This is a genomic window from Klebsiella sp. C283, from assembly GCF_048822555.1.
Classification (GTDB): Bacteria; Pseudomonadota; Gammaproteobacteria; order Enterobacterales; family Enterobacteriaceae; genus Klebsiella; species Klebsiella quasipneumoniae.
The window spans coordinates 259,099-270,645 of sequence record NZ_JBMEZS010000011.1 but is presented as its reverse complement, the minus strand read 5'-3'; the positions used below and the strand labels follow the sequence as shown (position 1 = coordinate 270,645).

Annotated in this window: 12 protein-coding genes; all 12 read right to left on the bottom strand. The window is 64.1% G+C overall.

Going from position 1 to position 11,547, the window contains the following annotated elements; all coding sequences use genetic code 11:
- Nucleotides 1-797 precede the first annotated feature (797 nt).
- Nucleotides 798-1,640, bottom strand: a complete 843-nt coding sequence (gene ccmI, locus ACOI7Z_RS22065) for a c-type cytochrome biogenesis protein CcmI (RefSeq protein ID WP_087849294.1) — start codon at nucleotides 1,638-1,640, stop codon at nucleotides 798-800.
- Entirely contained in the window at nucleotides 1,637-2,083 is a 447-nt protein-coding gene (locus ACOI7Z_RS22060) for a cytochrome c-type biogenesis protein (RefSeq protein ID WP_170927849.1), read from the bottom strand. Before ACOI7Z_RS22060 ends, ccmI begins: the two co-directional genes overlap by 4 nt.
- Before the next feature lie 11 nt (nucleotides 2,084-2,094).
- Nucleotides 2,095-2,649: a DsbE family thiol:disulfide interchange protein gene (locus tag ACOI7Z_RS22055; protein ID WP_023290021.1), complete on the bottom strand. Its 555-nt coding sequence runs from the start codon at nucleotides 2,647-2,649 to the stop codon at nucleotides 2,095-2,097.
- Complete coding sequence (locus ACOI7Z_RS22050) at nucleotides 2,646-4,598, bottom strand: heme lyase CcmF/NrfE family subunit (RefSeq protein ID WP_087849296.1); 1,953 nt, start codon at nucleotides 4,596-4,598, stop codon at nucleotides 2,646-2,648. The genes ACOI7Z_RS22055 and ACOI7Z_RS22050 overlap by 4 nt, the downstream gene beginning before the upstream one ends.
- Nucleotides 4,595-5,053 (bottom strand): cytochrome c maturation protein CcmE, encoded by a 459-nt coding sequence (gene ccmE / locus ACOI7Z_RS22045; protein WP_087849297.1) that lies wholly within the window; start codon nucleotides 5,051-5,053, stop codon nucleotides 4,595-4,597. Before ccmE ends, ACOI7Z_RS22050 begins: the two co-directional genes overlap by 4 nt.
- Nucleotides 5,037-5,267 (bottom strand): heme exporter protein CcmD, encoded by a 231-nt coding sequence (gene ccmD / locus ACOI7Z_RS22040; RefSeq protein WP_023290024.1) that lies wholly within the window; start codon nucleotides 5,265-5,267, stop codon nucleotides 5,037-5,039. The genes ccmE and ccmD overlap by 17 nt, the downstream gene beginning before the upstream one ends.
- The gene (locus ACOI7Z_RS22035) at nucleotides 5,264-6,001 is read right to left on the bottom strand and encodes a heme ABC transporter permease (protein WP_087849298.1); all 738 of its coding nucleotides are present in this window, start codon (nucleotides 5,999-6,001) and stop codon (nucleotides 5,264-5,266) included. Before ACOI7Z_RS22035 ends, ccmD begins: the two co-directional genes overlap by 4 nt.
- A 49-nt stretch (nucleotides 6,002-6,050) precedes the next feature.
- The gene (ccmB, locus tag ACOI7Z_RS22030) at nucleotides 6,051-6,710 is read right to left on the bottom strand and encodes a heme exporter protein CcmB (RefSeq protein ID WP_023290026.1); all 660 of its coding nucleotides are present in this window, start codon (nucleotides 6,708-6,710) and stop codon (nucleotides 6,051-6,053) included.
- Entirely contained in the window at nucleotides 6,707-7,330 is a 624-nt protein-coding gene (ccmA, locus tag ACOI7Z_RS22025) for a cytochrome c biogenesis heme-transporting ATPase CcmA (protein WP_087849299.1), read from the bottom strand. Before ccmA ends, ccmB begins: the two co-directional genes overlap by 4 nt.
- An 83-nt stretch (nucleotides 7,331-7,413) precedes the next feature.
- A complete protein-coding gene (locus ACOI7Z_RS22020) occupies nucleotides 7,414-8,754 on the bottom strand; it encodes a c-type cytochrome (protein WP_072096551.1) in 1,341 nt (446 codons plus the stop codon).
- A 10-nt stretch (nucleotides 8,755-8,764) separates the two neighbouring features.
- Entirely contained in the window at nucleotides 8,765-10,549 is a 1,785-nt protein-coding gene (locus ACOI7Z_RS22015; RefSeq protein ID WP_002908285.1) for a GMC family oxidoreductase, read from the bottom strand.
- Between the two features lie 2 nt (nucleotides 10,550-10,551).
- A complete protein-coding gene (locus tag ACOI7Z_RS22010; protein ID WP_004175724.1) occupies nucleotides 10,552-11,307 on the bottom strand; it encodes a gluconate 2-dehydrogenase subunit 3 family protein in 756 nt (251 codons plus the stop codon).
- Between the last annotated feature and the right edge of the window lie 240 nt (nucleotides 11,308-11,547).

Genomic DNA, 11,547 nt, shown 5'->3' with positions numbered 1-11,547 from the left:
GGGCCGTGTTTTGCACGGACGCTGCCTCGGCCCGACCCGAAGCCTGCAGGGATAAGTCGAAGGCACCACGCAGTGGCGATTTTGCTGGCCGGAGCCCGGGGGTACAGGGGGCGGCGGCGACTGGCCGCCCCCTGTGCGCTCCCTGCGCCATGAGTGACATAACGCAGACAATTAACCGGGAGCGCAATACCCGCTGAAGCCACAGATAACATAAAAGCCTTCCCAGCAGTACTTTCCCGCCCCTGGCCCTCTCCCGGAGGGAGAGGGAACCGTCCGGCAGTCGTTGCCGCTGCCATACTGCTCCCTGCGCCACGGAAAACAGGGTGCAGCAACACGAAGCGGGAGCATAAAGTACGCTGAAGTCACGCGTGATAAACACTTTCCCCGGGCTGAGAACCTGTAAAACCGATAACAGTCTGCCCCGCCGCCGGGCAAGCTATCGCTCCGTGCCCGCCATGTTGCCGGGTGGCGGCTGCGCCTTACCCGGCCTACAAAGACCTCCCGTCAGCTCATATCCCCAGGCCCACGCTAACGCAGCGCCGCCGGGAAGGTATCAGGCTCCGAGCTCAACATGTTGCCGGGTGGCGCTTCGCTTACCCGGCCTACAAAGGCTGCCCGCGATTTGGCGCTCTATCCGCGCCCTTCGTAGGCCCGCGCAAGCGTAGCGCCGCCGGGCAAGGACAGCGGGCACGGAGCCGATTTTGTGCCGGGCGGCGGCTGCGCCTGACCCGACCTACAAAACCAGGGCTGTCCGTACCGTCCTCGCGGTAGACCCCACGTTCAGCGCCGCCGGGCAGTTACTGCGCCTGCTGCTGCGCCTGCGCCAGCTGGCGGACAATCGCCTCGCGCCGCGCATCCCCTTCCGGCAGCCGGGCCAGCAACGCCTGCAGGGCCGCCACGGCTTCGGGGTAATCTTCATTACGCACCGCGCTCAGGGCCAGCATCTCCAGCACCGGCAGGCTGGTCGGCTGTCGCTGATGCAGGTCGCGCAGCAGCAGCTCGCCCATCCGGACCTGACCGCTATCCCCCGCCCGCACCAGCGCGCTGGCATAATCGAAAGCCGCCGCCGGGTCGTCCGCCGCCAGCGCATGCGCCCGGCCAAAAGCGCCGATCGCCGTCTCGCCATCGTTCAACAACAGCCCCAGCCGCCCAAGCAGCTGCCAGCCGGCGAGGTCGTGCGGGGTATTCTGCAGATGGCTGCGCAGGCCAAGCCGCAGCTCCGCCAGTTCATCCATACGCAGCGGCGGCGCGGTCGGGTCCTTAACCTGCTGCAGCAGCGCAGGATAATGCCGCTCCGCCTGCTGCCAGAGCAGCACCTGGCCAATATCACTGGTTTTCAGATACAGGCCCAGGCTCAGGACCACCAGCAGCAGCGCGCCCGGAAACAGCACCCAGCGGCTTAGCGGCCGTTCGCCAGGCTGTGCCTGGGGCGGGATATCCGTCAGCAGCGTGCGCTGTAGCTCGACGACCAGCGCCGGGTTGTCCTCGCCGCGCTCCTGCGCCAGCTCCTGCAGGCGCGACTGATACAGGGCGCGGTTAAGGGTATCGCGGTCCACCGCCCCTTTGCCCGGCCACGGGTAATAAAGCAGCCCCAGCGCGCCAGCCAGCAGCAGCCCGGCGATAACCACCAACAGGCTCATCGTTCTTTTCCTTCTTTCAATAATGCCGCCAGCCGCTGGCGCTCTTCGACGCTGAGCGCCGCGTCAGGGATGTCGCGACGACGCGCGCGGGCGATAATCACCCCCGCGCCCGCCAGCACGAACAGCCCCGGCCCCAGCCACAGCAGCACCGTGCCCGCGGTCAGCGGCGGCTCGTAGCTGACAAAATTGCCGTAGCGGGCCACCATATAGTCAACGATCTGCCCTTTCGTTTTCCCCTGCTGCATCAGCTCGTACACCTTCTGCCGCATATCGGCGGCAATCATCGCGTTCGAGTCGGCGATGCTGTTGTTCTGGCATTTCGGGCAGCGCAGCTGGGAAGTGATCTCGCGGAACGCCTGCTCCTGGGCCTCGTCTTTAAACTGCCAGGTGTCGATGGCGGCCCACGCCTGGCCGGTCAGCATCAGCGCCAGCAGGATGCCTATGACACCTCTCATCAGCCCGCCCCCCGGTTGTATTGATTCCACAGCGGCTGGAGCTCCTCGCGCCACACCCGGTCGTTCAGGTCGCCGGCGTGCCGCCAGCGGATAATGCCCTGACCGTCGATGAGAAACGTCTCCGGCGCGCCATAAACCCCCAGATCCAGGCCGAGCATGCCGTTGCCGTCGTACAGGCTCAGCCTGTACGGATTACCCAGGCGCTGCAGCCAGCTGATCGCCTTCTGCCGATCGTCTTTGTAGTTCATCCCCACCACCCGCACGCCCTGCTGCGCCAGGCCGTTGAGAAACTGATGCTCGGCGCGACAGGTTGGGCACCAGGTGGCCCAGACGTTAAGCAGCAGCGGCTTGCCGTCAATCAGCGTCCGTCGGTCCAGCGTCTGGCCGGGGGTATTCAGCGCTTCAAGGCGAAATTCCGGCAGCGGTTTGCCAATCAGCGCGGACTCGAGGGTCGTCGGGTCGTCGCCATCGGCGTTACGCATCAGCTGCCAGAACAGCGCGGCGGCCAGCGCCAGAAACAGCACCAGCGGGATAAACAGCAGCTTCCGGTTCATGAGACCTCCTGCAGTTTCTTACGCATCCGGTAGCGCGGGTCGAGCATGCAGCACAGACCGCCGAGGGCCATCAGCACCCCGCCGTACCAGATCCAGCGAACGAACGGTTTGTAGTACAGACGCACCGCCCAGCTGCCGTCGCTCAGTTCTTCCCCCAGCGCGGCGTACAGATCGCGGGTCAGCCCGCCGCTGATCGCCGCCTCGGTCATCATCATCCGGCTGGCGGTGTAAAAGCGCTTCTCGGCATACAGCGTCGCTTCCGGGCGGCCGTTGCGGGTCACGGCAATAATGCCTTCCCCGCCGGTCCAGTTGGGGCCGACGATATTGCGCACGCCGTTAAACACAAAGTGATAGCGGTGGATATCGATGCTGTCGCCGGGGCGCATCCGTACATCGCGCTCCACGCTGTAGTTCTGGCTAAAGGTGATGCCGATAACGGTCACCGCCACGCCGACGTGACCGAGCACCATCCCCCACTGGCTGCGGGTCAGCGTCCGCAGGCCGCGCCAGAAGCCGTGGCGATGGGTGGCCCGTTCGTGAACCTCCATCAGGGCGAAGATCAGCACCCACAGGGCCATCATCAGGCCAATGACCGCCATCGCGGTGATACGATCCTGCAGCAGCCACGGCAGCGCCAGAGAAAGTGACAACGTCACCACCAGGGCGACCACCAGGCGCTTAATCTGCCTGCCGATGTCATCGCGCCGCCAGCGGATCAACGGTCCCAGCCCCAGCAGCAGCGCAAACGGCGCCATCAGGGCGGTGAACATGGTGTTAAAGAACGGCTCGCCGATGGAGATGCTGCCGAGGCCCAGCTCTTTATGCACCAGCGGCAGCAGCGTTCCGAGGAGCACCACCAGCATCGCGGCCATCAGCAAGATATTGTTGCCAAGCAGGAACGACTCGCGCGACCACAGCGTATGTTCCACCCGCGCGCGCACCCTGCCGCCCTTCAGGGCGTACAGCAGCAGCGACCCGCCGATGGCGACAATCAGCAGCGCCAGAATGAACAGCCCACGCGATGGATCCGAGGCAAAGGCATGCACCGAGACCAGCACGCCGGAGCGCACCAGGAAGGTGCCCAGCAGGCACAGGGAGAAGGCGGCGATGGCCAGCAGCACCGTCCAGGCGCGGAAGCTGCCGCGCTTCTCGGTCACCGCCAGGGAGTGCAGCAGCGCGGTCCCTACCAGCCACGGCATAAACGAGGCGTTTTCCACCGGGTCCCAGAACCACCAGCCGCCCCAGCCCAGTTCGTAATAGGCCCACGCCGAGCCCAGCACGATGCCGAGAGTGAGGAACATCCACGCCGCCTGGGTCCAGGGACGCGACCAGCGCGCCCACGCGGTATCCAGCCGCCCCGCCAGCAGCGAGGCGATGGCGAAGGCGAAAGCCACCGAGAAGCCGACGTACCCCATATAGAGGATCGGCGGATGAAAAATCATGCCGATATCCTGCAGCAGCGGATTAAGGTCACGGCCGTCAATGGGGTACTGCGGCAGGCCGCGGCTGAACGGGTTGGAGGTAAAGAGGATGAACAGCAGGAACCCAAAGGCGATCATCCCCATCACCGCCAGCACCCGGGCGACAGCGTCGAGCGGCATCCGGCGGCTGAAGAGGGCGACGGCGAAGGTCCAGACGCTGAGCAGCAGGACCCACAGCAGCAGCGAGCCCTCGTGCGCCCCCCAGGTCGCCGCCACCCGATACCACACCGGCAGCGCGCTATTGGAGTTTTCCGCCACGTAGCGGACGGTAAAGTCGTTGACCACGAAGGCGTGCACCAGCAGCAGGAAGGCGCCGCCGATGCAGGCGAACAGCCCGCAGGCCAGCGGCCGGGCCAGGGCCATCAGCCGCCGGTCCTGCCGCGCCGCGCCCCACAGGGGATAGACGCTCAGGAGCAGCGCCAGCCCCGCCGCCAGACACAATAAAAAGTTGCCCAGCTCCGGCATCATGGCTGCGCCTCCGCTTTCGCCGGCGTCATGGCGTTTTTCACCTCCGGCGGGGTGTAATTTTCATCATGCTTGGCCAGCACCTGCTGAGCGGTGATATGCCGCTTGCCGTCCAGAACGCCCTGGGCCACCACGCCCTGTCCTTCACGGAACAGGTCCGGCAGAATGCCCTTATAGCTGACGTCCACGACCCCGCGGGCGTCATACAGCTTAAAGCGCACCTCGAGGGTTTGCGGGTCGCGCTGCAGGGAGCCGGGCTGAACGTAGCCCCCCACCCGCAGGCGCTGCCCGGTATGGGGCAGCGCCCGGGTTTCCGTTTTACCGTAGATAATTTCCCCCGGGGTGTAGAACAGATCGATATTGCTGCTCAGGGCGTACAGCGTCAGGCTGACGGTCAGCCCAAGGCCGGCGAGCACCGCCAGCACGATATACAGCCGGGTTTTACGACGCGCTTGCATCCGCAGCCTCCTTGTCATGTTCGCGAGCGGCCGCGATCCGCCGCTCGCGCGCCTGCTGGCGTCGCACCTCCTGGAATAGCGCCCGCCGCGCCCACAGGGTATGAACCGTCAGCAGGCCAAAGGCGGCGATGGCCACGGCCACCGCCAGCCAGACGTACAGGGCATAGCCGCCCATATTCAGGAAGGCGGCGAACGAAGAAAAAGCGGGACTCATCGGGCGGCTCCTTTGTTAGCCAGCGCCACCACCCACGGCCGACGACGTTCCAGCTGGAGGATCAGGTTACGCAGGCGCATCAGGGTCAGGGTGACCGACAGCGCGAGGAAAGCAAAAATGCAGATCCGCAGCGGCAGACGCATGCTCGGGTCGATGGTTTGCTGCAGGTTGGTCGAGCCCTGGTGCAGGGTGTTCCACCAGTAAACCGAGTAATGAATAATGGGCAAATTGACCCCCCCAACCAGCACGAGGATCCCCGCCGCGCGCCCGGCCAGCCGCCGGTCGTCAAAGGCGTGCCACAGGGCGATGACGCCGGCATACAGAAACAGCAGCACCAGCTCCGAGGTCAGGCGGGCGTCCCAGATCCACCAGGTCCCCCACATCGGCTTGCCCCACGCCGCGCCGCTGACCAGCGCCACCAGGGTGCAGACCGCCCCTACCGGCGCCAGGGCGGCGATCGCCAGGTCGGCCATTTTGATCTGCCACACCACCCCGACGAAGGCCGCGACGGCCATCGCCAGGTACAGCCCCATCGACCACATCGCCGCCGGGACGTGAAGATACATGATCCGGTAGCTTTCCCCCTGCTGATAGTCCGCCGGGGCGAAGCCAAAGCCCCACCCCAGGCCGATGACCAGCAACAGCGCGCTCAACGCCGCCAGCCAGGGGATCCAGCATCCGCACAGGCGATACAGCCGCTCGGGGATCGCCAGTTGATGTAACGCTTTCCACATAGACGCTTACTCACACGGTTATGATGGCCGCGCCCGCAGGCGCAGCGAATTATTGCACGGTCAGCCGCAGCGCGGCGGCGGTGGCGAACGGGCACAGGGTGGCGCTGGCGGTTAAGAACGCCGCCAGCATCGCCAGATAGCCGCCGACCGGAAGCCCGGCGGCGGCCGCCTGGCAGGCCGCGGTGGCGAAAATCAGCAGCGGCACCGCCAGCGGCAGCACCAGCAGGCTCAGCAGGACGCCGCCGCGCTTCAGGCCGACGGTCAGGCCAACCCCCACCGCGCCAAGAAAACTGAGCGTCGGCGTGCCAAGCAGCAAGGTCAGCGCCAGCACGCCGGCGTCGTGCAGATTCATCCCCAGCAGCAGCGCCGCCAGTGGCGAGACGATCAGCAGCGGCAGGCCGCTCATCATCCAGTGAGCGACCACCTTCACCAGCACCACCGCCACCAGCGGCGTCGGCAGAAGCATCAGCTGCTCCAGGGAACCGTCCTGCCAGTCGTCGCGAAACAACCGATCCATCACCAGCAGCGCCGCCAGCAGCGCGGCGACCCACACCACGCCCGGCGCAATCTGCGCCAGCAGCTGCGGCGCAGCGCCGACGCCGAACGGAAACAGGGTGATGACGATCAGAAAGAACCATAGCGGATTGAGGATCTCCGCCCCGCTGCGCCACGCCAGGCGCAGTTCCCGGGCCAACAGCGCTCTCATCATTGCCGCCTCCCGCCGTCGTCTCCGAGGCGCAGGGTGCGCAACGGGCAGCCCAACGGCCGCAGCGGCTGATGGGTGGTGAGGATCGCGCTTCCCCCCTGCCGGGCGTGCTGCTCCAGACGACGGGTCAGGGTTTCTATCGCCGTGGCGTCGAGGGCGGTAAACGGCTCATCGAGGATCCACAGCGGCGCATCGGTTAACCACAGGCGGGTTAACGCCACCCGGCGCTGCTGCCCGGCGGAGAGCTGGCTTAAGGGGAGATCTTCATAGCCCGCCAGGCCGACGGCGGCAAGGGCGCGTTCCCGCTGCTGAAGGCGGCTGGCCGGAAAGAAGAAACGCAGGTTTTCATCGGCGGTCAGCGCCGCTTTGACGCCGGGCTTATGGCCCAGCCACAGCAGCTGCCGGTGAAATGACTCCCGCACCTGGGCCAGCGGCTGGCCCTGCCAGCTCACCACCCCGCTTTCCGGGCGCGCCAGGCCGCAGAGGATCCGCAGCAGCGAGGTTTTCCCCGAGCCGTTATCACCGGCGACCTGCAGCAGCTCGCCGGCAGCAAGGGACAGCGTCAGCTCCGCAAACAGCGGTCGATCGTCAACGATGCAGGTCAGTCGCTCTGCATGCAGCATGAAGGCAAACTCCTTGATTCAGACAGTATTTTACGTCCTGGCTAAGTATGGGTTGCGCCGCGCGGGCGACGCAACCCTGACGGTTACTGTCCGGCCCCCGGCAGCTTCGAGATATCGGCGTTGCCTAACGCCTTCTCATCGTGCGCCGCGGTCTCCTTACGCACCTTCGCCACATCGCTGGCGCTGACCGCCGGCGCGTTGTTGCCCCAGCTGGTGCGGATGAAGTTGACCACATCCGCCACCTGCTGGTCGTCCAGACGCCAGCCGAACGACGGCATGGTCAGGTTGGAGACCGCATCTTTCACCGCCGGCGTGGTGCTCCCGGTCAGAACGATGTGGATCAGCGAAGTGGCATCTTCGGTCTGCACCACCGGGTTGCCCTTCAGCGACGGGAAGGCGCGCTGATAGCCCGCGCCGTCGGTGCGGTGGCAGGCGGCGCAGTTATCGACGTATAGCGCGGCGCCGGTTTTGCTGTCGTTACCCTTCCACAGATCTTTCGCCACGCTGTCTTCCACCGGGGCTGGGGTCTGTTTGCCGCCGCGCGGCGGGAGCGACTTCAGATAGCGGGCGATGGCGGTGATGTCGTCATCAGAGAGATACTGCAGACTGTGCTCCACCACATCGCTCATGCCGCCGAAGACCACCGATTTATCGTTACGTCCGGTTTTCAGGAACTCAGCCAGCTCGGCTTCGCTCCAGGTCCCCAGACCGTCGCGATTTTCGCCGCGCAGGCTGGAGGCGACCCAGCCGTCAATCGGCGCATTGCTGCCCGCCAGGTAATCATCGCCTTCGCTTTCGCTGAGCGCTTTTTCCTGCATCGTCAGGCTACGCGGGGTATGACAGGCGCCACAGTGGCCCAAGCCTTCCACCAGATAGCGACCGCGCTCCAGCACCGGGTCAACCTGCGGGTTGGCGACAAAGTCGCTCGGCGTCGGGGCGAAGATGCCGCGCCAGAACGCCAGCGGCCAGCGCATCGACAGCGGCCACGGGATGTCGGTGTCCTTGTTGGCGACATTCACCGGCTCCACGCCATGCATAAAGTAGGCGTACATGGCGCGCATGTCCGCTTCACTGATCCGCGCGAATGAGGGATACGGCATTGCCGGATAGAGCGTGGAACCGTCTTTCCGCACACCCTTGCGCACCGCGTCGTCGAACTCTTCGAAGGTGTACCCGCCGATGCCGTGTTCTTTATCCGGCGTGATATTGGTGGAGTAGATGGTTCCGATCGGCGTCTCCATCGGCAGACCGCCGGCGAAAGGTTTGCCCGCTTTGCCGTTGGTGTGGCAGGCGACACAGTCCCCCGCCCGCGCCAGATACTCCCCTTGCTTAATCAGATTGCTGTCCGCAGGCGCCTCTTCGGCGAAGGCCGCGCAGCTCAATGCCCCAAGCACCAGGGCCGATAACCATTGCATTTTCATCATCTGCCTTCCTTTATGCCTGCACCAGGGGACCCGGATTTTTCAGATACTGCTCGCGGATCGCCTTCGCTGACCAGTACGCCAGCGCGGCCACCGTGCCGGTTGGGTTATAGCCCAGCCCCTGCGGGAAAGCGGAGGCGCCGATGACGAAGACGTTATGCACGTCCCAGCTTTGCAGATAACGGTTAACGGCGCTGGTTTTCGGATCCTCCCCCATCACCGCCCCGCCGTTCATATGGGTGGTCTGGTAGGTGGTGGTATCAAAGTGGCTGTTGGCGTTTTTCGGGCTGCCGAGGATATATTTCGGCTTCATCGCTTTGGCGATCGGCGCCATCTTATCGAACATAAACTGCGCCATCTTGATGTCGTTTTCCTGCCAGTCAAAGGTCATGCGCAGCAGCGGCTGGCCAAAGACGTTTTTGTAGTTCGGATCAAGATCGAGGTAGTTCTGCCGATAGGACTGGTGCGCGCCGTGAGCATCCATCGACAGGTGATGGGTGTAGGTATCGGCCACCGCCGCTTTCCATTTGCTGCCCCACGCCGGGGTGCCCGGCGGTACCGGGAAACCGGAGATGGGCTTGGTCCCGGCCTGGTTGACCCAGAATGGCGAACCGCCGACAAAGCCCGCCGCGCCGTGGTCGAAGTTGTCGGCGTTGAAGTCGTCGACGCCGACGCCGTTGCCGCCCGCGCCGATAAACGGGTTGGTGTAGGTGTCTTTGTCGAAAATGGCCTTAATGGTGGTCATGTTCTGGTAGGCGAAGTTACGCCCCACCACCCCTTCGCCGGTCTCCGGATTGTAGGGTTTGCCGATCCCGGAGAGCAGCATCAGGTGCACGTTATGGAACTGGAAGGCGCCGATGATCACCAGGTCCGCCGGCTGCTCCATTTCGCGCCCCTGGCCGTCGACGTAGGTCACGCCGGTGGCGCGGGATTTGTCGTCGGTCAGGTTGACCTTCAGCACGTTGGCGTTGGTCCGCAGCTCAAAGCGTTTTTCCTGGCGCAGCGCCGGCAGGATGTTCACGTTCGGCGAGGCTTTAGAGTACATGTAGCAGGCGTAGCCGCTGCAGAAACCGCAGAAGTTGCACGGACCCATCTGCGCGCCATAGGGGTTGGTATAGGAGTCGGAGGTGTTGGCCGACGGCAGGTTGTAGGGATGGTAACCCACCTCGAGCGCCGCTTTTTCAAACAGCTGCGCTGACCAGGTGTTTTTCTGCGCCGGCAGCGGGAAGTCGTCTGAGCGGTCCGGGGCGAAAGCGTTGCCGCCGCGGCCTTTGCCGACCACCTTGCCTTTGATCGACCACGCGGTCCCGGAGGTGCCGAACACTTTCTCCGCTTTATCGAAGAACGGTTCCAGCTCGTCGTAGGTGACGCCGAAATCCTGGATGATCATATCCTGGGGAATGAAGTTTTTGCCGTAGCGCTCTTCATAGTGGCTGCGCATCCGCAGTTCGATGGGATCGACGCGGAAATGGACGCCGGACCAGTGCAGCCCGGCGCCACCCACGCCGGTACCCGGCAGGAAGGCCGCCAGCTGGCGATACGGCACCGCCTGCTGGCTGGTGTTATGCCGGATGGTGACGGTGCTTTTCGACAGGTCCTGGAACAGCTTGCGGCGGATGTTGTAGGTCAGCTCATCAATCACCTGCGGATAGGCGCCGTCCGGCCAGGTGTCGCGCATCGGGCCGCGCTCCAGCGCCACGACGTTGAGCCCGGCTTCGGTCAGCTCTTTGGCCATGATCGCCCCAACCCAGCCGAAGCCGACGATCGCGACATCGGTTTTTTTCAATACGGTGGCCATGATTACGCCCTCTCCCCATTAATTGATACCGGCGGGAAGGGGTAGCGTTCGCCCCGTTCAACCCAATCCATAAAGTCGGCGCGCGCGCCGGGAAAATTAATCAGCGTCCAGCCGACCATGCCTTTGTTACCGCCATGGATCGGGTCGCTGAAGAAGCCTTCGCGGGTGTTCTGCAGCAGATAGGTGAAGAACAGCGAAGCCGGGAGCTGTTTGAACTCGGCTTTGCCCGATTCCCACAGGCCGAGCGCCTCGTCCTGCTGCTCGCTGCTCAGTTCAGCAAAGGTCTTGTGATACTTGTCCTGACACCAGGCCTCGGCATCGGCGATCCCGAGGTTATAGATCTGCTTGGGCACCAGCGGCAGCTGATAGCCCATCTCTTTCGGCACGTCGGGGTTGAAGGGCCCCTGCATATACCAGATGGAGCCGGTGGCGTAAGGGGTATTGAGCTGGCGGTCGATAAACTCCGGCACGCCGGCCTCTTTGGCGCCGGGACCAAGTTCATCCGCCGGGATTAAGCGAGCGACAGCGGCGTTGATAAACGCCCACTCACGATCGTTGAAGAACTGCGGCTTCCAGTCGCTGGCCGCCGCCGTGTTCCCGGAGGCTGGCTCTGAAGCGGGGGCCGCCTGCGCGGTCGCGCTGGTGGCCACGCCAATGGCCCCTGCTCCCGCGCCGCCGATCACCACCGTCGGGATCAGCGCCATCGATTTCACCAGGAAATCACGCCTGGAATTGTTTGTTTTCTCGCTCGACATCATCACATTCCTGTCATTGAAAATTACTGTTTTTGTCGCTGACAAAACCAGTGAATGTCGTGCTGGAACCGATACCATTGCGCTTTTAAACCGCTTAGCGTCTGGCCCGGACCGGCAAGTCGGATAAAACATCGCCAGAGGCGATATCATTTATAGGGTTATCGTTTGGATAGTAGACGATTCTCAACGAAACGCGGGAAATCGGAGAGAAATTCACCGGAATGTCATCGTGAGAAGGGTGCT